Genomic DNA, 24,131 nt, shown 5'->3' on the forward strand with positions numbered 1-24,131 from the left:
TTCGATCTTTGTAAGGAGCCATCATGGCCGTTCAGCAAAACCGTAAAAGTCGCTCTCGCCGTGACATGCGCCGTTCACATGACGCTTTAACCGAGAATGCATTAACTGTAGACCAAACATCTGGTGAAATTCACCGTCGTCACCACGTGACTAAAGATGGCATCTACCGTGGTCGTCAATTATTCGCTAAAGCAGCTGCTGCTGAATAATTGGTGATATTAAGCGTCAAGCTTATTAGAAAAAAATGGGAGCGAAAGCTCCCTTTTTTTTGTTGCCGTTTTTTGTTGTATTTGGCAATTACCAAAACAAAAATTAAGTGTTAAATTTCGCTTCGTAAAAGAGCTTAGACTCATGAAAGGATTTTGATATGTCTGCTAAACGACTCGAGCAAGCAGCTCAAGCGATAAAAACTGCATTTGTTTTTCCTGGTCAAGGTTCACAGAAAGTTGGCATGTTAGCTGAACTTGCAGAACAGTTTAGTGGTGTGACCGACACTTTTGCCGAAGCTTCAGAAGCGATTGGTTTTGATTTATGGCACATTGCCCAAAGTGGTGAAGGGTTAAACCAAACAGAATTTACACAGCCTGTATTGCTGACTGCAAGTATTGCCTTATGGCGTGTGTGGTTGGAATTGGGTGGTGTTGCACCAAAATATCTTGCAGGTCACTCATTGGGCGAATATAGCGCATTGGTTGCAGCTGGAGCGATGAGTTTAGGCGATGCCGTTAAACTGGTACATTTACGCGGTAAACTTATGCAAGAAGCTGTTCCACAAGGACAGGGTGCGATGGCCGCTATTTTGGGCCTCGAAGATGCCAAGGTGATTGAGCTTTGTGAGCAAGTCAATGCACAGGCGAACGGTTCAGTAGAAGCCGCAAATTACAATGCACAAGGTCAAGTGGTCATTGCTGGTGATAAAGCAGCAGTAGAAGCGGTAATGGCTGCGGCAAAAGAACAGTCAGGTAAGGCGATTGCATTACCGGTCTCTGTTCCATCACATTGTTCACTGATGAAACCTGCTGCGGAAAAGTTTGCGGCAGCTTTGGAACAAACTGCCATTGAGCTACCTGGCCTTCCTGTAATACAAAATGTGAACGCAGAAATCGCAACTGATGTGGCAGGCGTGCGTCAGGCATTGACTGCACAATTGTATCAATCAGTGCAATGGACCAAGACCATGCAGTACCTGCAAGATCAAGGTGTAGAGTATGTGGTTGAATGTGGTCCGGGTAATGTCCTTGCCAATCTTGCAAAGCGTTTGCCAAATATTAAAAAAGCATTTCCACTGGACAGTAATAGCCGTCTAGAAGATGCATTAAATGCCATTTTAGTGGCTGAAGGGAAAATTGCATGACACAAGAACGTAAAGTCGCCTTGGTAACAGGTGCGAGCAGAGGGATTGGAGCAGCCATCGCTCAGCAACTCATTCAAGACGGTTATTTTGTCGTTGGTACGGCAACTTCCGAAGCAGGCGCAGAAAAATTATCTGCAAGTTTTGCTGAAAATGGGGCCGGTGCAATGCTTGATGTACGAGATGCTGCTGCCATTGATGCCTTAGTTACAGATATTGAACAAAAATATGGTCCTGTTTTGGCACTCGTCAATAATGCCGGAATTACCAAAGATAATTTGTTACTACGTATGTCTGAAGATGACTGGGATGACATTCTCAATATTCATCTGAAAGCCGTATATCGTCTATCTAAGCGTGTTTTAAAAGGCATGACCAAAGCACGTTTTGGACGCATTATTAATATCAGTTCTGTCGTTGCCCACTTTGCAAATCCGGGACAAGCCAACTATTCTGCTGCAAAAGCAGGTATAGAAGCGTTTGGCCGTAGCCTTGCAAAAGAAATGGGGAGTCGCCAAATTACTGTGAACGCTGTTGCACCAGGTTTTATTGCAACAGAAATGACAGAACAGTTAAGTGAAGAAATTCGTAAGAAAATGAGTGAACAAGTGGCATTGAACCGTTTAGGGGATCCACAAGATATCGCAAATGCAGTGAGCTTTCTGGCTAGCGAGAAAGCGAATTACATTACTGGTACTGTTTTACATGTGAATGGCGGTCTATACATGAGCTAATTAGCTGATGTATAAACTTTCAAAAAATTAGATATTCAATTAAACTAACGGCATTAAAAACGCCACAAGCAATGAGGAGAATTCCTGTGAGCGATATCGAACTACGTATCAAACAAGCGGTTGCAGAACAACTTGGTCTTAAAGCTGAAGAGATTAAAAACGAAGCATCTTTTATGGATGACTTAGGTGCTGACTCTTTGGACTTAGTTGAGCTTGTTATGTCTTTCGAAAATGATTTTGACATCACTATCCCTGATGAAGATTCTAACGAAATCACAACTGTTCAATCAGCTATTGACTATGTTTCTAAGAAACTAGGTTAATTGTTGTTTCAGCTTTGCTGAAAATGAAAGCCACCTTTTAGGTGGCTTTTTTAATGAAAAATAAAAATGCTTGTTGGGTCTTTTATTACATACCGTTACCTTTACATGACCAAAGAGCATCTTTTTAAAGCAGAATTTTAGGTATAAAAATAGAACACTATTTTTAATAGCATAAATAACAAGATGGAGAACTAAAATGGGTCTTTTTGATTTTGTAAAAGGTATTGGTAAAAAAAATACTGCACCAGCAGAACCACAGGCAACTCCAGCAGCTTCAACTACTCCAGCAGAGCCATCTGCGCAAGAAATTGCAAATAAATTGCTTGGCCATATTAAAGCGTTGGGCTTACCTGTAACCGGTTTATCTGTGAGTTATAACAGCACTTCGGATCTGGCGACCCTTAAAGGGCAAGTGCAAAGCCAGGCAGACCGCGAAAAAATTGTATTGGCGGTAGGGAATGTGGATCATGTTGCAAAAGTTGATGATCAGATGACTGTTGCGACGCCTGAACCTGCAAGTAAGTTTTATACAGTTAAATCGGGTGATACCCTGTCTAAAATTTCAAAGGCATATTATGGTGATACCAATCAATATAACAAAATTTTTGAAGCTAACCGTCCATTGTTAAAAGACGCTGATGATATTTATCCAGGACAAGTACTGCGTATTCCTGCTTAAGTAAAGAATAATAAAAAAGGCGCTATAAGCGCCTTTTTTATTAAAATTTATGCTGTAGTTTTCTTCTGGTAAGCTGTTTTCTATCTAAAATTTTTTTAGGGTCTAAATAATAGTGTTGCACCAGAGTCTTAACCAGTGTTCTGCGGTTATCTTCATTCAACATATTCAGATCAAGATGTGCCATTTTAAATTGTTTGCGAAACTCCGGTTTTAAAATAAAGCCGACACTACTCGTTTTCAATTTTTCTTGATCTAATGCCTTGGTTTTAAGTGGCTTAAGCACACGATACTTTGAAGCATGTGAGGAATAAAGCTGAGCTTTAAACAAGGTGCAATGCTGCACCATGATGTTAAGTTTTATTCCCATATTTTGTATGGATATAGTTTGGCGGGTAACTACAAGTTTTATGTTCATGGCAATACAGGCCAGCAGAATGATCAGCGTCACTAATAACCAACCTGACGGGGATTGATGTAATAAATACTGAATCAGACTACTAACATCTTGAACCATATTTAAGCTATTAAGAGAGTGCTGCGCTAAAACAATAAATAGCGCAGGGATGAAGATCAGCCCAATAAAATAACGCGGCAGATAGTGACATTGAAATAGTGGATCTTCAGTTGATATGTCCATGAACCATCACCTTTCAAGAAAAGTATAGGTAGGAAGTGATTGCCATTTCTAGCGCACGGACTGTTCCATTACGAGACAGTGAGTGTTTGGGATTGTTATAAACTTGACTCCTATTAAGTTGCATATTGATTTTTTGACGCTTGTTTTAGCATCTTATTTTCTTACATTTTTTTCTTTTATTCGTCTTTGTTGTATTCATCTATTTTAAGTTTTTGGTTTGACTTGGGTTTAGCTGTTTTTGTTGTAGATTTGAGTATGAAAGTAAATCTTGTTAGGCGATTTTTTAGATTCAAATTTTTACTTTTTCTTATTTTTATAAAATTTTGTTCTCTATATTTCACTGCAATGGGGATTTGATATTGATGAGATAGACTCAGTTTATTTGATTATTTAGGCACAATTCTTGCTATTTCTTATTAAATTTATTTTAATGAATGGTAAAAATGAGCTATCAAATTCATCGATGTACAGGAAATTCAGCAGCTGAGTATTTAATTTTATCTTCAGGTTTGGGTGGTCATGCCAGTTTCTGGAAACCTCAAATTGCGGCTTTAACAGAACATTTTCATGTTCTAACTTATGACCAGGAAGGTTGTCATGCCGATTCAGCTCTTCTTCCACATAAGTATGCAATTACTAGTCTGGCATTGCAGTTACTGGAAATTATAAAATTAGAAAAAATTCAGTGTTTTCATTTTATTGGACATGCGATTGGCGCATTTATTGGTGCAGAACTGGCTATATTAATAGTGTCATCTGAAATAAAACTATTAAGTTTAACCTGTATTAATTCATGGGATGAAATCGATCCGCATACCCAAAAATGCTTTGAAGCCAGGGTTCATTTATTAAAATCTGCAGGTGCAGAAGCTTATGTCCGAGCACAGGGATTATTTTTGTACCCACCAGCATGGATTTCAAAAAATTATCAGCATTTAAATACGCTGGAAAATATTCAGCTTGACGATTTCCCACCGGCTCCAAATGTAATGAAGCGGATTCAAGCTGCCCGGCAATTTAAAATCAATGATCAGCATATACAAGCGTTGCAGCATAGCCAACTGCATTTCATTGCCAATCAGGATGACTTTTTGGTTCCTGTACACAAGTCGAGTGATCTACAACAGCGACTCGGTCATGGGCAACTCAGTGTGCTTGTTACAGGGGCACATGCATCTACAGTTACACAGCCAGAGTTATTAAACAAAACCATGCTGCAATTTTTTCACCATCATTTTTTAAAAGTAGTTTTATTCTCGAATTAAGCAGGCTTATTTATAGCAATAACCGGTAAATTTTTTATCAAACCGCGATTTTTAAGATCGCGGTTTTTTTTAATTTACTCTTTCATAAAAATTCGGGATTAATCGGCGCAGAATTTCTGATTTTTAAGGATTGTGCATTTTTTTAGAGCCATTATTACTATAACAGTGCATCTGGCTTATTGCTTATTTTACTATTTGTTAAAATAATATTTTTATAAATTATTGAAAAATATATATTAAATATAATTGGCACAGCATTTGCTAAATATTAACTATAAAAGTTCAAGTGGCTTGCTTGAAGCAAATTTATAACCAAATGGTAAAAATGAGGTGTTAATAATGAAAATAGGCGTCTTTTGTCCAATCGGAAATAATGGCTGGTTGCTGTCTGAAAATGCACCGCAATATAAACCTAGTTTTGAAATGAACAAGCAAATTGTGCAACGTGCAGAACATTATGGTTTTGACTTTGCCCTCTCGATGATCAAGCTACGTGGCTTTGGCGGGAAAACCGAATTTTGGGATCATAATCTCGAAACATTTACCTTAATGGCGGGTCTTGCTGCGGTGACCAGCAAAATTAAAATTTATGCCACAGCGGCAACTTTGGTGATGCCGCCTGCAATTGTGGCACGTATGGCATCGACTATTGATTCTATTTCCAATGGGCGTTTTGGTTTAAATGTGGTGACCGGTTGGCAAGCGCCTGAATATAAACAAATGGGCATGTGGCCAGGTGATGAATACTTTGCCAAACGTTATGACTATTTGTCTGAATATGTCGAAATTTTACGTGAGCTTTGGGCGACAGGACAATCGGACTTTAAAGGCGAGCATTTCCAAATGGATGATTGCCGCGTAAGTCCAGTTCCGCAAGCAGATATGAAAATCATCTGTGCAGGGCAGTCCGATACGGGACTGGAGTTCTCCGCTAAATATGCAGACTACAACTTTGTCTTTGGTAAAGGCCTAAATACACCCAAGGCTTATGCAGATATTAATGATCGCTTAAAGGCACATACCGATAAAACCGGCCGTGATGTGCAAACTTATGTGCTGTTTATGGTGATTGCGGCAGAAACCGATGAAGAAGCTTTTGCAAAATGGCAAAGCTATAACGATGGGGCAGATATCGAAGCAATTAACTGGCTGATAAATCAAGGCGGTAAAGATACCAAATCCGGTGCAGATACCAATATTCGTCAAATGGCATCTAGTGTTTCACCCGTCAATATCAACATGGGCACCATTGTCGGTTCTTTTGAAAATGCCGCAAAAATGCTAGATGAAATTGCTGAAATCGAAGGAACGGAAGGCATTCTTTTAACCTTTGATGATTTTATTCAAGGCGTAGAAGATTTTGGCCAAAAAATTCAGCCTTTGATGAAATGCCGTGAGCATATTGTGGTTGAAGGTGAAGCAACTCAAGTTTCAGTCTTGGATAAGTCAGCATGAATACGAATAAATCTGTAGAAAATGTGGTCTGTGCAGGCTTTACCCAAGCCACAGCTACTGGAAAAGTGTTAAAGGCAGAACCGGAAGCCATTCAACTTGCACCCGAGCACACTGCATTAATCGTGATTGATATGCAAAATGCCTATACCTCAAAAGGCGGCTATTTGGATTTGGCAGGTTTTGATGTTTCAAAGACTAAGCCTGTAGTGGAGAACATCAAAAAAGCAGTCGATGCCGCACATGCGTCAGGCATTCAGGTGATTTATTTCAAAAATGGCTGGGATGATCAGTATGTGGAAGCGGGTGGTATCAATTCCCCAAATTTTCATAAATCCAACGCCTTAAAAACCATGCGTAAGCAGCCTGAATTACAAGGGAAATTACTCGCAAAAGGCGGCTGGGATTTTGAGCTGATTGATGAACTTAAACCTTTGGCCCAAGACATCGTGATTGAAAAATCCCGTTATAGCGGTTTCTTTAATACCGCTTTGGATAGCATGCTCCGCAGCAAAGGCATTCGGAATCTGGTTTTTGTCGGGATTGCCACCAATGTTTGTGTCGAGTCGACTTTAAGAGACGGCTTTTTCCTTGAGTATTTTGGTGTTGCACTAGACGATGCCTGTTATCAGGCAGGACCGATTGAAGCGCATGCAGCCAGTTTATATAACATTAAAACTTTCTTTGGTTGGGTGTCGGACACAGCAAATTTTGTCGAAACCTTTCAATCTAAATCGCATATCTTAGAAAAATCAGCCTGAAACTTTATAAGGGAAATATCATGCCAAAAGAAATTATTTTACCCGCAGGAACAGGAAAACCATTGGCGCCGTATGTTCCTGCCACCAAAGCGGACAATATAGTTTATGTTTCGGGCACTTTGGCCTTTGATGAAAATAACAATGTCGTACATATCGGCGATGCCGCAGCACAAACCCGTCATATTTTGGAAAACATCAAAAAAGTCATTGAAACTGCGGGTGGGACAATGGAGGACGTGACCTTTAATCATGTCTTTGTCAAAGACTGGGCCGATTATGCTGCGATCAATACTGTATATGCGGAGTATTTTCCAGGGGATAAACCGGCACGCTACTGCGTACAAACAGGTCTGGTAAAACCGGATGCTTTAGTCGAAATTGCATCTATCGCGCATGTTTAAATGAAGAAACTTCACAAAAAAGATGTAATTTTTGATATCAATGAAGGACAAAACTGAAATTCACATTGAATAATGAACAGTTGAATTCCAGTAATGGAGATGATGATGAACAGCAAAATCATGTCGGTTCAATCGACAAAAGATTTAGTACAACATGCGCAAAATTTTCAGATGATGACTCATGAAACGCATCAAGAAATTGATCAGGCGACTTTTAGACAGGGCATGTCCAATTTAGGCGCCGCCGTCAATGTGATTACCACAGATGGTGCAGCGGGTCAGGCCGGTTTTACCGCTTCCGCGGTATGTAGCGTCACCGACTCACCGCCGACTTTACTGGTGTGCTTAAACCGCTCGGCATCGGTATTTGAAACCTTTAAATGTAATCAGGTGCTTTGTGTAAATACCCTCGCTGCACATCATGCTGAATTATCAAATATCTTTGGTGGAAAAACACCCATGTCGGAACGATTCTTGCGTGGAAAATGGTCGACATTGCTCACACAGGCACCCGTTTTAGAGGATGCACTGATCTCGTTTGACTGTGAAGTAGTGCAAAGCATGTCGGTTGGTAGCCATGATGTACTGATTTGTCAGGTCAAAGCCATGAAACAAAATCAAGGTATGAATGCATTGATGTATTTCAATCGTGCGTATTGCGAGCCACAACCCATGAACTAATCCAATATTCCTAATTTAGGGGAGGGGAAACCCATGCAAAAAAAAGAATCGTGGTTTCCGGAATTTAAGCCTTACCAAGGCAATTTAGATACAACACCCGTGCAAATAGATGAATATTTACCTGCGGGGAAAAGTATTGTTTTAGGACTGCAACATGCTTTTGCCATGTTTGGCGCAACGGTGCTTGCACCTTTGTTGATGGGTTTCGATCCGAACTTAACCATTTTAATTACCGGTATCGGGACCATTTTATTTTTCCTGATTACCGGCGGGCGTATGCCAAGTTATCTGGGGTCGAGCTTTGCTTTTATTGGTGCAGTTGCTGCAGCAACTGGTTATGCCGGTGCAGGATCTAATCCTAATCTTGCCTTGGCACTTGGCGGAACTATGGTCTGTGGCTTGATTTATGCCGGTATTGGTTTAATTGTCATGAAAACCGGGACCCGCTGGATTGAAAAATTGATGCCACCGATTGTGACGGGCGCAATTGTCATGATCATTGGTTTGAATCTCGCGCCAGTGACCATTAAAAGTGTATCTGCTAGTTCATTCGATACCTGGATGGCAGTAGTCACCATTATCTGTATCAGCGTAGTGGCGGTGTTTACTCGAGGAATGGTGCGACGTTTATTGCTTCTACTCGGTCTTGTAGCTGCCTATTTTATTTATTTCCTGATGACCAATGTCATGGGGTTCGGTACACCGATTAATTTCAGCATTATTTCAGACGCAGCTTGGATTGGTTTGCCGACTTTGCATAATCCTGTTTTTAACGCCAATGCCATTTTATTGATTGCACCTGTGGCACTAATTTTAGTGGCTGAAAACCTGGGTCACTTTAAAGCAGTTTCGGGCATGACCGGCAAAAATCTTGATCCATACATGGGACGTGCATTCTTTGCAGATGGTATATGTACTTCAATGTCTGCATCGGTCGGCGGTACAGGTATGACCACGTATGCTGAAAATATTGGCGTGATGGCCGTCACTAAAGTCTATTCAACGACGATCTTTGTTGTGGCAGGTCTATTTGCCATTTTGCTCGGCTTGTCACCTAAATTTGGTGCCGTGATTAGTACTATTCCCGTGGCATTATTGGGCGGCGCATCCATAATGGTATTTGGTTTGATTACCGTGGCTGGCGCAAAAATCTGGATTGATAACAAAATCGATTTCAGCAAAAACAGCACTTTAATTATTGCTGCGGTGAGCCTGATTATGGGAGCTGGTAACTTTAGTTTAAAAATCGGCATCTTCGATTTAGGCGGGATTGGAACTGCAACTTTAGCGGCGATTGTACTGAATCTATTTTTGAATCGTGGTGAAGATGCAATCAGTCCAGTTCCAGTCAGGGTAGATACCGAATCAGTTACACCAGTCACACATCCATAGGAGTTCATTTTGAATCAGACAATTGCATTTATTGGACTCGGGGCAATGGGATGGCATATGGCCTCCCATCTTCCTAAACTTGGACATGAAGTCTGGGTCTGGAACAGAACCCAGTCCAAGGCAGATCATCATTCAATCAGCTTTCAAACCCAATCTGTGGATATAGAAAAGGCGGTGCAAGCAGATTATATATTTTCATGTTTACCGACCAGTGCGGATGTAGAGCAATTGATTGCTGAGCATCCACCCAAGTCAGGCAGTATCTGGATTGATTGCACCAGTGGTGTTCCAAAATCTGCACAACAGTTAAATCAAGCCTTAAAAAAAATAGGGGTGGAATATCTGGATGCACCGGTTTCAGGTCAAACCATCGGCGCTGAAAAAGGCACCTTAACCGTGATGATTGGTGGCGATGTAGCTGCCTTTGAAAAAGCCAAACCGATTATTGCTGCATTTTCAGGTCTCATCGAATATGTCGGCGAAAGCGGTTCTGGTTTTGCGGTGAAAGCAATTAATAATACCTTGATGGCCACCCACTTATGGGCGTTGGCAGAAGGTCTCACCGTATTGAAATCTAAGAGCGTTGATTTATCGGCAGCTTTGAACTGTATTAATCATTCCAGTGGTAAAAGCAGTATGTCTGAAAATATTATGGGGCAGCGGGTACTCAGTCGAAGTTTTGATAAAACCTTTGCGCTGGATTTGTTGCAAAAAGATATTGGCATTGCAGTCGATTTGATTCAGCAAGAGTCATTGCAGCTTCCAAGTATGCACTTGATTCAGCAGCAATTTGCTTTAATTGAGAAAGAATCCGCGAGTCAGTTAGATTTTTCTGCTGCTGTACAAGGTTTGGAAAAGATCAATCAAATCGAGTTGCGATAAATCTATCACTCGTCAGTTTAAATCATTCATTAAAAACTCGGATTAAAAAGTCCGGGTTTTTTATTTGAAGTGCTTTTGGCATGAAGTTATTAAACTGCTCTATTTTATAAAGTGACAGAACAAAAATTATATGTACTGACAGTGGGATATTCTCCGAATAAGCTCTCTATCGATACCTGTTTTAAATTCGAACAATTAAACCTATAATTTAAAAAGATAATATAAAAAAACTAAGGGTGTATATGAAAGGGCAGATATTGGATTTTTCCATTCAGAGCAATTCGGGAGTGATCAGTGGTGATGACCAAAACCGCTATCAGTTTTCTGGGGCGCAGTGGCGTGGGCAAATTCCACCTGCCCGAGGTCAAAAAGTTGATTTTAGCGTGGATGGAACCGGTCAGGCCAATGATATTTATATCCTTAGTTCACCGTCAGTATTTCCTACGCAAGTGGGCGATAAAAACAGGATTATTGCAGCAATCTTGGCTTTTTTCCTCGGCGGCTTTGGTATTCATAAATTTTATTTGGGGCAAATTGGCTGGGGAATTGTTTATCTGATTTTTTGCTGGACCTTTATTCCGGCAATCGTGGCTTTCATCGAGTTCATTATTTACTTGTGTACCTCAGATGAAGACTTTGCCCGCAAATACGGCTAAATTTTGATTGAGTAAAAGGGCGTTATCGCCCTTTTTTTATCTGCTTTATTTAGCAGGTTGTCCCCATTGGTTGTTTTCCCTTTTTGTATCTGATGCCCACCAGATAATCAGTGGAATAATTCCAATAACAGTTAGGATCAGAAGTTGCCACCAACCTGATCGATTTGTGTCATGTAAACGACGAGCACCTACAGCCAAGCTAGGCAGGAGTAAGGCCAGATTTAATAAACCATTTAGAGTTTGGTGTGTACCTAATATCGCATCAAGCACTTGTACAATAATGCCTAAAATGAAACAAACGAGCATAAAGAACCAAAATTCCTTACGTCGTGCACGCCCATCAAAGGTGACGTAATTTTTTAAACATTTGACAAACCAGTCAATCATGTTGAATTGTTCTTCAGCTTTATTCTGATCGGAAAGTTTGTCTAACTGATTGGAAATATTTTGCACCGGATTACCGTGACCCAATGCTGTAAAAATTTGAGTTGCATTCCCTGTTGTACTATCGATATCAAAATCCACACGATCGCCACGAGTAGGTGGACGTTGTCCTCGCCATTCTACACCGGTAAAATTGTAACGGTTTTGGTCATCACCACTGATAATGCCTGAATTGGTTTGGATTGAATAATCTAGAATCTGTCCTTTCATTTTTGCCTCTATTTTTATGGGTATTAAGTCGTAAATGTAGTGTTGTTATTCAATTTTATAATAGTAGAGTATTTTGAAAAATAAACATATTATTTGTTTTTAAGTTATTGTATTAACCTAGGTTTTTATTTTTAACAAAAAATCCCGCTACATGAACGGGATATAATTTACTAATTTAGAGTAATTTCAAAGTAGTCAGATAAAATTCTTAACCTTTCTCTAATATTTGATACGTCATTTGTTCCCTGTTGCGAAAGTCTATTAAATTCTAATAACTCATACGAGATATTGGTTTGTTCGTCAGTTTCACTATCACTTATATCTGCTAATAATTTATTGTCGGAAAGTTTTTTTCTCCATTCAATAAACTTTGTTCGATTAATTAAATGCAATTGGTTATTTGATTCGGCATTTTTAAATAATAAATAGTAAACTACTATATTCCCTTGTGCCCTGAGTAGTTCATCTTTAGACATGAAGACATGTGACATATTGTCTAATGTTTTAACGACATTTTGAGTGATACCATCAATATGGGTGCTATTACGAATGTTATCTTTAACAAATTTATCTAAATATATTTTTTTAGTATCAACTAATTTTTTATGATTAGTTAAATTGGATTCCGTAAAAAGTATTTTTGCTGCAATATCCTGATGTTTGTATCTAATATTTTGAAATTTTACTTTTTCGGTAAAAAAAGGGTGATTAATTAAACTTCTAATACTATTAGTAACTGCTCCAGTAAATGCATTTCGTTTTTCAGCTGCATTTAAGGGTTCACCATCATTAAGTCTTGAAAACATTTCTTCTATTAGGTCGATGTCATCTGTTATTACTTCAATAATAGGGAGGATTACAGAATCAAAATCTATTCTGATGTCAATATATTCGGAAGCAATATCCTTGTAAGTTAGATTCGATAAGTTGATTTTAGGGTCTCTTAAATATATAAAATCACTTGCAAGAGAAAAACGACCTTCAATAAATTCCCAAATTGCCTCAAGTCTTTGTCGACCATCAATTACAGAGTGACTAAATTCAGAATTTGTTTCCTGATTTCTTGTGTAGCTATGGAAATAGATTTTTGGAATATCAAAATCATTAAGCAGAGAATCTATGAGTAATTGTTTTTTTTCAATATTCCATACGCCACCAGCCCGTTGATAAGGAGGGTCTAACTTAATTCGTTTACGGTTTGCAAACATTTTCATGATGGTTGAATTTTTTAAATCATGAGTTTCAATGTAATTCATATTTGATTGCTCCACTAACCAATTCACCAATGCTTGCTAATTCTGGGAATAATTGAAAACGACCGAAACCTAATAGTTTTAAGTCACCTAGAATTTGTTCTTTTGCTTCTTTTTTTATAATAATTTTTCTTACATGGTTTTTTTCATAAAGCTCATCAATTGGAGTTTTATCTAATTGGTGAATTGTAAATACACCTTGTTGAGCTTGAATGCGTACATTGTTTCGAGTTGCAATTGTTGCAAGTGGTTTAAGAATGATATGAGGAGTATCTTCCATAGCTTGGAATGTATAGGTAGTAAGATACTTATCTTCAAAGGAAGGTATAAAATCTAATTCACCTTCTCTTTTTACATTTGAAGAAGAATTAAGTAGGATTGGATCCAAAATCCATAATGCTCCGTCTTCTTCCTTGTGACCTTGTACTGCAAAATATAATGCTACTAATGGGCTTTCACTCCAGTCTAGTAATCTAGTTGGTACACCATAATGTTGCATTAGAAACATCCAATCAAAATAAGTGTTAGGCTTATTTTCTAGAAGCATTGATGCATTTTGCATGAATCTATTAACAATAGTTTTTTCCGAGGTTCTGGCATTTTGTCTTAAGAAAATTGGTATTAAATTCCAATCTTTATTTCCTTGTCCTCTATACCATTTAATTTCCCAATTGCTTAGTTGGGATAAGGCACTAATAAGTTCTTCTATTGAACTGACTGAAATATCATCAGACATTATTTCTTCTCGATCTTATTTTTTAAAGTAAAAAAAGGGAAGCTTTTATGCTTCCCTTTTTAATATTTATTACCAGCTTAACGCGCCACCAGTTTGGTAGTCCGTAACACGCGTTTCAAAGAAATTTTTCTCTTTACGCAAGTCCATCATTTCTGACATCCACTGGAATGGATTGTTCACACCAGCAAATTGTTCAGGCAAGCCAAGTTGTGCTAAACGACGGTTTGCAATGAACTTCAAGTATTCTTCCATCATTGCAGCATTCATGCCCAATACACCGCGTGGCATAGTGTCACGTGCGTATTCGATTTCAAGCATGGTACCTTCAAGAATCATTTGAATGATTTCTTCCTGGAATTCAGCTGTCCAAAGACTTGGATTTTCATTCTTGATTTGGTTAATCATGTCGATACCAAAGTTCAAGTGCATAGATTCATCACGTAGGATGTACTGGAATTGCTCGGCAACACCATTCATCTTGTTACGACGACCCATAGACAGGATCTGGCTGAAACCACAATAGAAGAAAATCCCTTCAAGTACACAGTAGAACGCGATCAAGTTACGAAGCAAGATTTGGTCGTTTTCAGGTGTACCGGTTTTGAAAGTAGGATCACTTAAAGACTGAGTGTATTTTAAGCCCCAAGCCGCTTTACGTGCTACTGACGGTACTTCGCGGTACATGTTGAAGACTTCGCCTTCATCCATACCCAAAGATTCGATACAGTATTGGTAAGCATGCGTATGAATCGCTTCTTCAAATGCTTGACGCAAAATGTACTGACGGCATTCAGGGTTGGTAATATGACGGTAAATCGCCAATACCAGATTATTTGCAACCAATGAGTCGGCAGTCGAGAAGAAACCAAGTGAACGCATCACAATAGTTCGCTCATCTTCGGTTAAGCCGTTTTCAGACTTCCAAAGTGCGATGTCATGGTTCATGTTGACTTCTTGCGGCATCCAGTGATTGGCACAACCGTCTAGATATTTTTGCCAAGCCCATTCGTATTTAAACGGCACAAGCTGGTTTAAGTCAGCACGACAGTTGATCATGGCTTTATCATCAACCTGTACGCGCTGTGCACCCATTTCAAGCTCTTCTAAGCCTGGAGCAACATCAAGTGTTTCTAAGGCAGCAGATGCTCTTGCCAGTGAATCGGCTGAATGTTTTGTTCGACCTTTACTGGTTGCAATGGGTTGTGCAATTGCCACATCCGACGATGTGTTGTGTGCATCAGATACCATCTGCGTATCAGCCGCTTTTTGCGGGTTGATGGGCGCAGACTTGTGTTCAGGTGCAGCCGGTTTTTGCGAATCATCTTCGAAATCGTCCCAACTTAGGATAGACATATTAATTCTCTCTACGTTGCTTTATATCTTTTATGAGACATTCAGCTTGGCTGAGATGTCTTACTATACGCTTAAATTGTGTAAGCAAAATTAAGTTTTGCCGATGAAAGCACTAAACTTGTTCGATAGAGCAGATACCCACACTACTTATTTTGCTTGCTCGCTTTATGTGCCTTGAGCCAGAAATAGCCAATCGGGACATAAAAAGTCAGAACAAAGGAAACGACCAGTGCAACAAGTCCTAACATGTAGTTGTGAGTCATATGGAGCATGGTGTTTTCCTATAATTATTTAAAATGTAAATCCTAGCCGAGACTAAGATTCACATTCACAAAATCATTTTTTAGATGATTTTGTAGGTTTAACGGTTTCAGTCACTGTCGTTTTAGGATGCTTTTGTGCATACTTTTCAGTAACAAAGCGACCAGTACCAGCATCACGGGAAACTTTTTTAGTAGCCATAGAGTTATCTCCATATCAAATCAAAATGACTCATACTGGCTCGAGAAAGAATTCAGTGCTACAATTCATCTCGCATTTGCTAATGCCAGCCTCGTCGTGACCATTTTGGTATCACTTCGAGATTGAAAAGCCCTTTAGTTAGTTTTGACGGACGCTATAGGGCTTTTTTATTGCCTAAATTTTGGAATCCCCTAAATCCCCATTTTGCAAAGGGGGACTTGCATCCCGCCATTTGCTTCGAGGAATCCCCCTCCTTCTAGGAGGGGTTAGGGGAGGTCATGCAAACTTATTGGCAAGCTTCACAATCAGGATTGTCAATTGAACAAGCCAATGGCACTGGCGCTGCTTGAGCAAAATCATCTTCCGCTACTGCTTCAGGTTTTTTCACTTCTTCAACCACAGGTGCGCTAGTGACAACAGCAGGCCCCATGTTTGATTTTACTGCGTTCAATGCACCGGTGTTAATGGTCGATTTTTCTGTAGAAGTCGCACCCAATGCACGAAGGTAATACGTGGTTTTAAGACCACGTAACCAAGCCATTTTGTAGGTCATGTCCAGTTTCTTACCATTTGCACCAGAGATGTAAAGGTTAAGAGACTGTGCCTGATCAATCCATTTTTGACGGCGTGATGCAGCATCTACAATCCAGCGTGGTTCAACTTCAAACGCAGTCGCGAAGATGGCTTTAAGCTCTTCAGGAATACGCGAAATCTTCTGAACAGAACCTTCAAAATGTTTAAGGTCGTTCACCATCACTGAATCCCAAAGACCGCGATCTTTTAACGCACGTACCAGGTACGGGTTGATCACTGTGAATTCACCAGAAAGGTTAGATTTCACATACAGGTTTTGGAAAGTCGGTTCGATAGACTGAGAAACACCACAAATGTTTGAAATGGTTGCAGTTGGAGCAATCGCCATCACGTTCGAGTTACGCATGCCGTCTTTTTGAACTTTGCTGCGTAAAGTATCCCAATCCAGACGAGTAGTACGATCCACTTCGAACATGCGTTCTGGACGTGATTTCGCAACGAGATCTAAAGAGTCGATTGGCAAGATACCTTGATCCCAAAGTGATCCTTTAAATGTCTCATACGTACCGCGTTCAACAGCCAAATCGCTTGAAGTTGAAATAGCGTAGTAGCTGATCACTTCCATCGATTCATCGGCAAAATCAACTGCAGCATCAGAACCATAGGCTAGGTTCATTTCATACAATGCATCCTGGAAGCCCATAATGCCCATACCAACTGGACGATGCTTCATGTTTGAAGTACGTGCTTGTGGTACTGCGTAGTAGTTGATGTCAATCACGTTATCAAGCATACGGACAGCAGTTTTTACTGTACGCGCCAGTTTTTCACGATCTAACACACCACCTTGAACATGTTGTACAAGGTTGATTGAACCCAAGTTACATACTGCGATTTCATCTTCATTGGTGTTTAACGTAATTTCTGTACACAAGTTAGATGAATGCACTACGCCCACGTGTTGTTGTGGTGAACGCAAGTTACATACGTCTTTAAATGTAATCCACGGGTGACCAGTTTCAAACAGCATAGACAGCATTTTGCGCCACAAATCTTTTGCACGAATAACTTTGTGCAACATGTTTGTTTCTTTGGCAATGCCTTCATAGTAAGCATAACGCTCAGCGAATTCTGCACCTATTAAATCATGAAGGTCAGGTGTTTCAGAAGGCGTGAACAGGGTCCATTCACCATCTTCAAATACACGTTGCATGAACAAGTCTGGAACCCAGTTTGCAGTATTCATGTCGTGGGTACGGCGACGGTCATCACCGGTATTTTTACGCAGTTCCAGAAATTCTTCGATATCCAAGTGCCAAGTTTCAAGGTATGCACACACTGCACCTTTACGCTTACCACCTTGGTTTACCGCAACAGCAGTATCGTTGGCAACTTTAAGGAATGGAACAACACCTTGTGATTTACCGTTGGTTCCTTTGATGTATGAGTTCAAGGCACGAACTGGCGTCCAGTCATTGCCTAAACCGCCCGCCCATTTAGACAACATTGCGTTATCACGCATTGCGCCATAAATGTTGTACAGGTCATCACCAATGGTGGTTAAGTAACAGCTAGACAACTGGGGACGTAAAGTACCCGAGTTAAATAGGGTAGGTGTTGAAGCCATATAGTCGAAGCTAGACAACAAGTTATAGAACTCGATGGCACGATCTTCACGGTTTTCTTCATTAAGTGACAGACCCATCGAAACGCGCATGAAGAACAATTGCGGCAATTCAAAACGGATGCCATTTGAATGGATGAAGTAACGGTCAAATAAAGTTTGTAGACCTAAGTATGTGAACTGGTTTGAGCGTTCTGGTTGAATCGCAGCGGCCAATTTAGCAAGGTCAAAGTTAAGCAGTTCTGGAGAGAGAAGATCAAGCTCGATCCCTTTCTTCAAGAAGGTTTCTAAAGCATCACCTTCGTTGGTGTCTGTAGAAAGACCCAAGAACTCTAAACCTGTAGCAACCAGATTGTCACGAAGTAAACGTGCAGTTACATAAGTATAATTCGGTTCTTGTTCAATACGGGTACGGGTCGCCATCATCATAGTAGTTGAGATGTCAGACTCTTTTACGCCGTTATACAAGTTCTTGATGGTTTCATCAACGATCGCCTGAACGTCAATTCCTTCCAGGCCTTCAGCAGCTTTTTCTACATGTGCTTTTAGTGCACCTAAATCAAGCGGTTGAAGCTGACCATTTGCAGCGGTAATTTGCAAAGTAGGATGATGGTGTGCGCCAGTTTGTTTACGTGCATCAGAGCGTTGTTCGCGGTAGATGACATACGCACGCGCAACTTTTTGTTCACCTGTACGCATAAGCGCAAGTTCAACTTGGTCTTGAATTTCTTCAATGTGAATCGTGCCACCTGATGGTAAACGACGGTTAAAAGTATTCATCACCATTTCGGTAAGTTGTTCTATACGATCATGAATACGGCTTGAATCAGCGCTTTGTTGACCTTCTACAGCCAAGAAAGCTTTACCTATCGCGACAGAGATTTTCTCTGCATCAAAAGTAGCAACATCACCGGTGCGTTTAATCACCTGAAGTTGACCAGGAATTGAAGTGATTACGCTCATGTTGGCATAGCTCCATTGTCATCTATGGTTATGTGTGTGGACCATTTGAACTGGACGAAATCTCATCTCAGTGTTTGAGGAATAAACACAAGAACTAGTGGTTTAAAATCGAATTGAACACAAGATACGGGAAAAATGAGCTTAGATCAATATTGACATTTTAGTAAAAATTTTTCTATTTCTTCGCAATATCTCATTGCAAAAAAATCTCTATTTTTATGCTTCTTGTATAAGCCTGATTAGACAGGGGTCTAGCATACCAAAGCTCGAATTAAGTGCTTATAGATAACCTTGTGGATAAGTTAAAAGAGTGCGATTAATTACTCATATTCTGAACAAAATGGCAAAATGTATATAAAATCCTCATTTTGTAACATAATGTGTCAAAAAAATAGCTCCAAGCCGCATTAAATGGGAAAATATCAATTAATTCAATAGTTAATAAAAATATAACAAAAAACTACTTTGATGTATCAGTTTGGTGAATGCCATCTTGTTTACAATGTAAACGTGTGTATATTGCTGAATATATTAAAGCGTATCCACCGGATTTTTAAGGATACCTTAATCCATATAACAGGGGCATTTTATGAGCCAAGAAGAAAAGTTACCTAAAATTTTAATTGTTGAAGACGATGAGCGTCTTGCACGTTTGACTCAAGAATACCTGATTCGTAATGGATTAGAAGTTGGGGTAGAGCCTGACGGTAATCGCGCAATCCGCCGTATTATTGCTGAACAACCAGATCTGGTAGTACTGGATGTGATGTTGCCAGGTGCAGATGGTTTAACCATTTGTCGTGAAGTTCGTCCACATTATCATCAACCGATTCTGATGTTGACTGCACGTACTGAAGATATGGACCAAGTTTTGGGTCTGGAAATGGGGGCGGACGATTATGTCGCTAAACCTGTTCAGCCACGTGTTCTCTTGGCGCGTATCCGTGCATTACTACGTCGTACTGATAAAGTACCGGAAGATGAAGTTGCACAACGTATCGAATTCGATGACCTTGTGATTGATAACGGTGGTCGTTCGGTGACTTTGAATGGTGAGTTGGTTGATTTCACCAGTGCTGAATATGACTTGTTGTGGTTATTGGCTTCAAATGCCGGTCGCATTCTATCTCGTGAAGATATTTTTGAGCGTCTGCGCGGTATTGAATATGATGGTCAAGACCGTTCAATCGATGTGCGTATTTCGCGTATCCGTCCAAAAATTGGTGATGATCCTGAAAATCCGAAACGTATTAAAACAGTACGTAGTAAAGGCTATTTGTTCGTTAAAGAAACCAACGGTCTTTAATAGTTGTACCTAATTTTTATAGGACATCCTCTTGTTTAAACACAGTATATTCTTGCGTATTTATGCGGGGTTAGTGATTTTAGTCGCTTTGGTGGCGGTATTTGGCTACCTGCTGGTTCAGATTATTAATTATCAGCGCGCGCAGGAATATCGTGAGTCTTTAACCGATGGGGTGTCTTATATTATTAGTGAAGGCATCGCGCGACAGCCGAATGAGCAACAGAAAAAAGACTGGGTTTCTGATGCTTCAGATTTACTTGAGTTGCCCATTTATTATGTAGATTCAAATAAAGTTGATTTATCGCGTGCCGAGCAAAAGCGAATTAGTGATCGCAAAGCTGCGGTTCGTTATGATGCGCAGAACTCGATTGCTTACGTGATTATTGGCTTGAAAGATGATCCAAAACATTTGCTTTATATAAAAGTAGACAAAATTGGTGAACGCCAAATGAAAGCGTTGCCCATTTTTATTCTGGATTATCTGGTGTATTACCCAGGACAAGAAAAAGAATATTTGGCAAAAATTCAATCGAATTTTTCCTATCCCATTCAAATTGAAAAAGTTCAAAACCTGCCACTTGATTCCGAACAGATAGGTCGACTTCGATTAGATCACAGTATTATTTTATATCGTGATAATGCCTCGGTGCGTGGAACCACAATTTCAATTGTTTCCCCTATGCCAAGTTCACCTTCTGAGGTGCTGGTACTGGGTCCGGTACCGTTATTTAACTGGATGCCTTTTCAGCTTGCAGCTGGGATTACCTTGCTTAGCTTATTTGTGTTGAGTTTAGGGGTATATGGTCTGCTTGTGCCGATGCAACGTCGTTTGCGTGAAGTCAATTATGCCTTGCATCGAATGAAGTCGGGTGATATGACCTTGCGTTTACCGATCGATGGTACCGATGAAATGGCAAGTCTGGCGACGAATTACAATAGTATGTCAGATCATATTCAGCGTTTGATTGAAGCACAGCGTGAATTGATGCGCGCGGTTTCGCATGAATTACGTACGCCTGTAGCACGTATCCGTTTTGGTATGGAAATGCTGGCAGAAGAAGATGATTATGAATACCGTTTGCAGCAGGTTGAACAGATTGATAAGGATATTGAAGCGCTAAACACCTTGATTGACGAAATCATGACCTATGCAAAACTTGAACAGGGCACACCTTCGTTAGATTTTGAAAAAATCACCTTATTTGAAGTCTTGGATCAAGTGGTGGTTGAAACTGAAGCGCTAAAAACACAAAAAGAAATTGAGTTACGTGTAGCGCAACCTGGCGTTGTGGTGGATGCAGAGCGCCGTTACTTGCACCGTGTGGTACAAAACCTAGTTGGCAATGCGATTCGCTACTGTGATGACAAGATAATTGTGAGTGGTGGCATTAACGAGGAGGGTCTGGCTTATGTGCAAGTTGAAGATGATGGCGCAGGTATTCCCGAGGAAGAGCGGAAGCGGATCTTTGAAGCTTTTGCACGTCTCGATGACAGCCGAACCCGTGCTTCTGGTGGTTATGGTTTAGGTTTGTCTATTGTAAGCCGTATTGCTTACTGGTTTGGCGGTAATATTCATGTGGATAAAAGCCCGGTTTTGGGTGGTGCGCGTTTTACCATGACCTGGCCTGCACAAAGGTTTAATAAATCAGCCAAGAAATTAGGCATGACCAAAGACGGCATAGAGTCTTAGTAATGAATTAAAAAAAAGCACCAGATTTGGTGCTTTTTTATTGCTTACTCATTACTCGTGAAGAGTAGCATCGGGTTCAATAATCTGTTTTCCTTGTTTCAGGCTTTCTAGCGCATCCGCATTGAAGTCGAGTAATAAGGAATTATTCTTAGGGTCGATCGCATAATGGCTAATCAGCTTTTGATCGCCATTTAATGTTTCAACTTTATATTGATCTGCAAGATTTAAAATAGCATCCAGATTTGTAGTGGCAGAGGCAAAGTCTTGGCGGAAAAGTTCATAAATATCGCGAAGGTCAAAAATTGCATTCTGAGCATCCGGATGTTTTTGAACATACCCTTCCACATGACGCACTAAAAGTTGTGCAAAGAAAAAATACTCTGATTCGTGTTTGTATTCTAAACCCATGTGTTTGCTCCTTATTCTTTGTGTCTACGAATGTAAATAGGAATAGCATAAATAGCAAATGAGGTCATCATGAGAAGCATTAGAGTTGCAAAAAAACACACAAATACGGACTGCAAAGTCATGTTTGTTGTCTTATATAGAGGTTAGGCCTTTAGTACTCCCCTAAAAAGCCTTCCCATATTCTTCATAAGCCTGTTGACCGTACTGATCTTCATGGAAGAGATAAAACAGTAATGATTTGGAGGTGAGCGGGGGCTGGAAAATTTTTGCCAAAGTTTGATCGTTTTATGCCGAATGAAATATGCTTGAATAAATAGATGGCATCAAGATTTGGGTTTTTTATGGGAAATATAAGCCTGAATTACATAAATTTGAAAAAAATAATCAATTTTCTTTTTTTGATTTAATAAAGCGATTGCTAGACAAACAATAGGGCTTAAGCTTTGAAAAAACAGCAAACTGACTAAAATATCATCCAAAAGACTAAGGCTTATAAGCTAGCAAGTGAAATCATAAATCAGGTACAATTGGCGGGATTAATTTTGTGTTTGGTGTATTAGAAGGCCAATACATACATTCTTTGTTAATAAATTAGGCCTGCCAGGAGTTATCCCCGCATGAGTGCCATTACTCCATACGATTGGGCAATTATTGCCTTCGTGATCGGCGTTACATTTCTTTGCGTCTTTATGCTCACAGTTCCTTTACTCCTTGGGGGTAAGTCATGGGGCCGTGCGAAGCAAGAGCAATTTGAGTCAGGTGTGGTAGGTGCGGGTGGAGCACGCATCCGCTTGTCTGCTAAATTCTACTTGGTTGCGATTTTCTTTGTAGTATTTGACTTAGAAGCACTTTATCTCTACGCATGGGCTACATCGGTTCGTGAGGTAGGTTGGTTCGGTTTTACCACTGTGGTGATTTTTGTAGTCGATTTATTGATTGCGTTGATTTATGCAGTGAAAGTAGGCGCATTAAATTGGGCGCCAACCGATCGTCGCAAATCAGCAGCTATGCAACCGAAAATCGGTTCAGCAAATATGAACCTTGCAGACATTACTCGCTTTAACTCTATTGAAGAGTTGGTTATGGACCCTACAGGTCAAATTCCAGCTCAATCTTCTGGTCGTGTGAAAGCAAAAACACCGGCTACATCATCTATTAAGGAGTAACTCGGGATGAAATATACATTAACCCGTGCGAATCCGGATGCTGATCAATATCCACTTCAGGAGCGTCAGATCGTAACCGATCCGCTTGAAGAAGAAGTGAATAAGAATGTATTCATGACTCGTTTAGAGGACGTGATGCATACAGCTGTAAACTGGGGCCGTAAGAACTCTGTATGGCCTTTTAACTTTGGTACGTCGTGCTGTTATGTAGAATATGCAACCACTTTAACCGGTGTGCATGACATGTCACGTTTCGGTGCCGAAGTTATTCGTGCTTCACCGCGTCAGGCGGATTTAATGATTGTTGCAGGGACTTGCTTCGTGAAGATGGCACCTGTAATTCAGCGTTTATACGAGCAAATGTTAGAGCCTAAATGGGTGATTTCAATGGGTGCTTGTGCAAACTCTGGCGGTATGTATGACATCTATTCAGTTGTACAGGGTGTAGATAAAATCATTCCTGTCGATGTGTACATCCCAGGCTGCCCACCACGCCCTGAAGCATTGTTGCAAGCATTAATGCTGTTACAAGACCAAATTCAATTAGAGCGCCGTCCACTTTCAGCGGTGATTGGTGATGATCTTCAGCCAGTATATAAGCCAAAGATGCAGCCAGAACGTGACCGTAAGAATGCTGAACGTATTGCAGTGAAAAACTTACGCTCTATGGATGAAATTAAATAATTTTAACGATGAAATATTGATGCACCCGGTCTGGGTGTAATTGTCGTTAAAGTTGACTTGAATTTGTATTAAATAGGAAGCCAA

At 40.1% G+C, this 24,131-nt stretch carries 26 protein-coding genes; 17 read left to right on the forward strand and 9 right to left on the reverse strand.

Features of this window, described 5'->3' with window-relative positions; translation table 11 throughout:
• The first annotated feature begins 23 nt into the window (after positions 1-23).
• From rpmF to lysM, 5 genes are all read left to right on the forward strand, one after another.
• Complete coding sequence (gene rpmF, locus AC3CAU_RS13090; protein ID WP_067870197.1) at positions 24-209, forward strand: 50S ribosomal protein L32; 186 nt, start codon at positions 24-26, stop codon at positions 207-209.
• A 158-nt stretch (positions 210-367) separates the two neighbouring features.
• Positions 368-1,354, forward strand: a complete 987-nt coding sequence (fabD, locus tag AC3CAU_RS13095) for an ACP S-malonyltransferase (protein ID WP_424620136.1) — start codon at positions 368-370, stop codon at positions 1,352-1,354.
• Complete coding sequence (fabG, locus tag AC3CAU_RS13100; RefSeq protein WP_424620138.1) at positions 1,351-2,085, forward strand: 3-oxoacyl-ACP reductase FabG; 735 nt, start codon at positions 1,351-1,353, stop codon at positions 2,083-2,085. The genes fabD and fabG overlap by 4 nt, the downstream gene beginning before the upstream one ends.
• An 86-nt stretch (positions 2,086-2,171) precedes the next feature.
• Positions 2,172-2,408 carry an acyl carrier protein gene (acpP, locus tag AC3CAU_RS13105; protein WP_004651013.1) on the forward strand — a complete coding sequence of 79 codons (237 nt, stop codon included), beginning with the start codon at positions 2,172-2,174 and terminating at the stop codon, positions 2,406-2,408.
• 196 nt (positions 2,409-2,604) lie between these two features.
• On the forward strand, positions 2,605-3,087 hold the full coding sequence (gene lysM / locus AC3CAU_RS13110; RefSeq protein ID WP_447053561.1) for a peptidoglycan-binding protein LysM: 483 nt from the start codon (positions 2,605-2,607) through the stop codon (positions 3,085-3,087).
• 40 nt (positions 3,088-3,127) lie between these two features.
• On the opposite strand, the gene AC3CAU_RS13115 is transcribed toward lysM, so the two are convergent.
• Complete coding sequence (locus AC3CAU_RS13115; protein ID WP_447053560.1) at positions 3,128-3,724, reverse strand: hypothetical protein; 597 nt, start codon at positions 3,722-3,724, stop codon at positions 3,128-3,130.
• Positions 3,725-4,167: 443 nt separating this feature from the next.
• Between AC3CAU_RS13115 and rutD the strand changes: the two genes are divergently transcribed.
• From rutD to AC3CAU_RS13155, 8 genes are all read left to right on the forward strand, one after another.
• Complete coding sequence (gene rutD, locus AC3CAU_RS13120) at positions 4,168-4,989, forward strand: pyrimidine utilization protein D (protein WP_424620143.1); 822 nt, start codon at positions 4,168-4,170, stop codon at positions 4,987-4,989.
• A gap of 339 nt (positions 4,990-5,328) precedes the next feature.
• The gene (gene rutA / locus AC3CAU_RS13125; RefSeq protein ID WP_447053559.1) at positions 5,329-6,444 is read left to right on the forward strand and encodes a pyrimidine utilization protein A; all 1,116 of its coding nucleotides are present in this window, start codon (positions 5,329-5,331) and stop codon (positions 6,442-6,444) included.
• Positions 6,441-7,202 (forward strand): pyrimidine utilization protein B, encoded by a 762-nt coding sequence (gene rutB / locus AC3CAU_RS13130; protein WP_447053558.1) that lies wholly within the window; start codon positions 6,441-6,443, stop codon positions 7,200-7,202. Before rutA ends, rutB begins: the two co-directional genes overlap by 4 nt.
• Before the next feature lie 20 nt (positions 7,203-7,222).
• The gene (gene rutC / locus AC3CAU_RS13135; RefSeq protein ID WP_447053557.1) at positions 7,223-7,603 is read left to right on the forward strand and encodes a pyrimidine utilization protein C; all 381 of its coding nucleotides are present in this window, start codon (positions 7,223-7,225) and stop codon (positions 7,601-7,603) included.
• Positions 7,604-7,723: 120 nt separating this feature from the next.
• A complete protein-coding gene (rutF, locus tag AC3CAU_RS13140) occupies positions 7,724-8,284 on the forward strand; it encodes an NADH-dependent FMN reductase RutF (protein ID WP_447054336.1) in 561 nt (186 codons plus the stop codon).
• Between the two features lie 33 nt (positions 8,285-8,317).
• Positions 8,318-9,676 carry a pyrimidine utilization transport protein G gene (rutG, locus tag AC3CAU_RS13145; protein WP_447053556.1) on the forward strand — a complete coding sequence of 453 codons (1,359 nt, stop codon included), beginning with the start codon at positions 8,318-8,320 and terminating at the stop codon, positions 9,674-9,676.
• Positions 9,677-9,685: 9 nt separating this feature from the next.
• Positions 9,686-10,558 carry an NAD(P)-dependent oxidoreductase gene (locus AC3CAU_RS13150; protein ID WP_447053555.1) on the forward strand — a complete coding sequence of 291 codons (873 nt, stop codon included), beginning with the start codon at positions 9,686-9,688 and terminating at the stop codon, positions 10,556-10,558.
• A 242-nt stretch (positions 10,559-10,800) separates the two neighbouring features.
• Complete coding sequence (locus tag AC3CAU_RS13155; RefSeq protein WP_447053554.1) at positions 10,801-11,214, forward strand: TM2 domain-containing protein; 414 nt, start codon at positions 10,801-10,803, stop codon at positions 11,212-11,214.
• Between the two features lie 45 nt (positions 11,215-11,259).
• Here AC3CAU_RS13155 and AC3CAU_RS13160 read toward each other — a convergent pair whose 3' ends face one another.
• From AC3CAU_RS13160 to AC3CAU_RS13190, 7 genes are all read right to left on the reverse strand, one after another.
• Complete coding sequence (locus tag AC3CAU_RS13160; protein ID WP_447053553.1) at positions 11,260-11,868, reverse strand: DUF805 domain-containing protein; 609 nt, start codon at positions 11,866-11,868, stop codon at positions 11,260-11,262.
• A 170-nt stretch (positions 11,869-12,038) separates the two neighbouring features.
• Positions 12,039-13,124, reverse strand: a complete 1,086-nt coding sequence (locus tag AC3CAU_RS13165; RefSeq protein ID WP_447053552.1) for a DUF262 domain-containing protein — start codon at positions 13,122-13,124, stop codon at positions 12,039-12,041.
• A complete protein-coding gene (locus AC3CAU_RS13170; protein ID WP_447053551.1) occupies positions 13,111-13,857 on the reverse strand; it encodes an FRG domain-containing protein in 747 nt (248 codons plus the stop codon). The genes AC3CAU_RS13165 and AC3CAU_RS13170 overlap by 14 nt, the downstream gene beginning before the upstream one ends.
• A gap of 69 nt (positions 13,858-13,926) precedes the next feature.
• Positions 13,927-15,210 carry a ribonucleotide-diphosphate reductase subunit beta gene (locus AC3CAU_RS13175; protein ID WP_131214230.1) on the reverse strand — a complete coding sequence of 428 codons (1,284 nt, stop codon included), beginning with the start codon at positions 15,208-15,210 and terminating at the stop codon, positions 13,927-13,929.
• Between the two features lie 143 nt (positions 15,211-15,353).
• Positions 15,354-15,482, reverse strand: a complete 129-nt coding sequence (locus AC3CAU_RS13180; RefSeq protein WP_284702735.1) for a hypothetical protein — start codon at positions 15,480-15,482, stop codon at positions 15,354-15,356.
• Positions 15,483-15,546: 64 nt separating this feature from the next.
• Entirely contained in the window at positions 15,547-15,672 is a 126-nt protein-coding gene (locus AC3CAU_RS13185; protein ID WP_284702734.1) for a hypothetical protein, read from the reverse strand.
• Between the two features lie 286 nt (positions 15,673-15,958).
• Positions 15,959-18,793 carry a ribonucleoside-diphosphate reductase subunit alpha gene (locus tag AC3CAU_RS13190; protein WP_131214229.1) on the reverse strand — a complete coding sequence of 945 codons (2,835 nt, stop codon included), beginning with the start codon at positions 18,791-18,793 and terminating at the stop codon, positions 15,959-15,961.
• Between the two features lie 589 nt (positions 18,794-19,382).
• On the opposite strand from AC3CAU_RS13190, the gene bfmR reads away from it, so the two are divergent.
• Together bfmR and bfmS are read left to right on the forward strand one after the other, a co-directional pair.
• Positions 19,383-20,099 carry a response regulator transcription factor BfmR gene (bfmR, locus tag AC3CAU_RS13195; protein ID WP_067870229.1) on the forward strand — a complete coding sequence of 239 codons (717 nt, stop codon included), beginning with the start codon at positions 19,383-19,385 and terminating at the stop codon, positions 20,097-20,099.
• 31 nt (positions 20,100-20,130) lie between these two features.
• On the forward strand, positions 20,131-21,789 hold the full coding sequence (gene bfmS, locus AC3CAU_RS13200) for a sensor histidine kinase BfmS (protein WP_131214228.1): 1,659 nt from the start codon (positions 20,131-20,133) through the stop codon (positions 21,787-21,789).
• 51 nt (positions 21,790-21,840) lie between these two features.
• On the opposite strand, the gene AC3CAU_RS13205 is transcribed toward bfmS, so the two are convergent.
• A complete protein-coding gene (locus tag AC3CAU_RS13205; protein WP_131214227.1) occupies positions 21,841-22,197 on the reverse strand; it encodes a hypothetical protein in 357 nt (118 codons plus the stop codon).
• A gap of 617 nt (positions 22,198-22,814) precedes the next feature.
• Here AC3CAU_RS13205 and ndhC point away from each other — a divergent pair.
• Together ndhC and AC3CAU_RS13215 are read left to right on the forward strand one after the other, a co-directional pair.
• The gene (ndhC, locus tag AC3CAU_RS13210) at positions 22,815-23,363 is read left to right on the forward strand and encodes an NADH-quinone oxidoreductase subunit A (RefSeq protein WP_131214226.1); all 549 of its coding nucleotides are present in this window, start codon (positions 22,815-22,817) and stop codon (positions 23,361-23,363) included.
• 6 nt (positions 23,364-23,369) lie between these two features.
• Positions 23,370-24,047 (forward strand): NuoB/complex I 20 kDa subunit family protein, encoded by a 678-nt coding sequence (locus AC3CAU_RS13215; protein WP_086199188.1) that lies wholly within the window; start codon positions 23,370-23,372, stop codon positions 24,045-24,047.
• Positions 24,048-24,131 lie beyond the last annotated feature (84 nt).

This window comes from Acinetobacter sp. GG23, from assembly GCF_057766365.1.

Excerpts from the sequence above, each read along its gene's own strand:
- rpmF (WP_067870197.1), top strand. The coding sequence starts at position 24 with ATGGCCGTTCAGCAAAACCGTAAAAGTCGCTCTCGCCGTGACATGCGC.
- fabD (WP_424620136.1), top strand. The coding sequence starts at position 368 with ATGTCTGCTAAACGACTCGAGCAAGCAGCTCAAGCGATAAAAACTGCA.
- fabG (WP_424620138.1), top strand. The coding sequence starts at position 1,351 with ATGACACAAGAACGTAAAGTCGCCTTGGTAACAGGTGCGAGCAGAGGG.
- lysM (WP_447053561.1), top strand. The coding sequence starts at position 2,605 with ATGGGTCTTTTTGATTTTGTAAAAGGTATTGGTAAAAAAAATACTGCA.
- AC3CAU_RS13115 (WP_447053560.1), bottom strand. The coding sequence starts at position 3,724 with ATGGACATATCAACTGAAGATCCACTATTTCAATGTCACTATCTGCCG.
- rutD (WP_424620143.1), top strand. The coding sequence starts at position 4,168 with ATGAGCTATCAAATTCATCGATGTACAGGAAATTCAGCAGCTGAGTAT.
- rutA (WP_447053559.1), top strand. The coding sequence starts at position 5,329 with ATGAAAATAGGCGTCTTTTGTCCAATCGGAAATAATGGCTGGTTGCTG.
- rutB (WP_447053558.1), top strand. The coding sequence starts at position 6,441 with ATGAATACGAATAAATCTGTAGAAAATGTGGTCTGTGCAGGCTTTACC.
- rutC (WP_447053557.1), top strand. The coding sequence starts at position 7,223 with ATGCCAAAAGAAATTATTTTACCCGCAGGAACAGGAAAACCATTGGCG.
- rutF (WP_447054336.1), top strand. The coding sequence starts at position 7,724 with ATGTCGGTTCAATCGACAAAAGATTTAGTACAACATGCGCAAAATTTT.
- rutG (WP_447053556.1), top strand. The coding sequence starts at position 8,318 with ATGCAAAAAAAAGAATCGTGGTTTCCGGAATTTAAGCCTTACCAAGGC.
- AC3CAU_RS13155 (WP_447053554.1), top strand. The coding sequence starts at position 10,801 with ATGAAAGGGCAGATATTGGATTTTTCCATTCAGAGCAATTCGGGAGTG.
- AC3CAU_RS13160 (WP_447053553.1), bottom strand. The coding sequence starts at position 11,868 with ATGAAAGGACAGATTCTAGATTATTCAATCCAAACCAATTCAGGCATT.
- AC3CAU_RS13165 (WP_447053552.1), bottom strand. The coding sequence starts at position 13,124 with ATGAATTACATTGAAACTCATGATTTAAAAAATTCAACCATCATGAAA.
- AC3CAU_RS13170 (WP_447053551.1), bottom strand. The coding sequence starts at position 13,857 with ATGTCTGATGATATTTCAGTCAGTTCAATAGAAGAACTTATTAGTGCC.
- AC3CAU_RS13175 (WP_131214230.1), bottom strand. The coding sequence starts at position 15,210 with ATGTCTATCCTAAGTTGGGACGATTTCGAAGATGATTCGCAAAAACCG.
- AC3CAU_RS13180 (WP_284702735.1), bottom strand. The coding sequence starts at position 15,482 with ATGCTCCATATGACTCACAACTACATGTTAGGACTTGTTGCACTGGTC.
- AC3CAU_RS13185 (WP_284702734.1), bottom strand. The coding sequence starts at position 15,672 with ATGGCTACTAAAAAAGTTTCCCGTGATGCTGGTACTGGTCGCTTTGTT.
- AC3CAU_RS13190 (WP_131214229.1), bottom strand. The coding sequence starts at position 18,793 with ATGAGCGTAATCACTTCAATTCCTGGTCAACTTCAGGTGATTAAACGC.
- bfmR (WP_067870229.1), top strand. The coding sequence starts at position 19,383 with ATGAGCCAAGAAGAAAAGTTACCTAAAATTTTAATTGTTGAAGACGAT.
- AC3CAU_RS13205 (WP_131214227.1), bottom strand. The coding sequence starts at position 22,197 with ATGGGTTTAGAATACAAACACGAATCAGAGTATTTTTTCTTTGCACAA.
- ndhC (WP_131214226.1), top strand. The coding sequence starts at position 22,815 with ATGAGTGCCATTACTCCATACGATTGGGCAATTATTGCCTTCGTGATC.
- AC3CAU_RS13215 (WP_086199188.1), top strand. The coding sequence starts at position 23,370 with ATGAAATATACATTAACCCGTGCGAATCCGGATGCTGATCAATATCCA.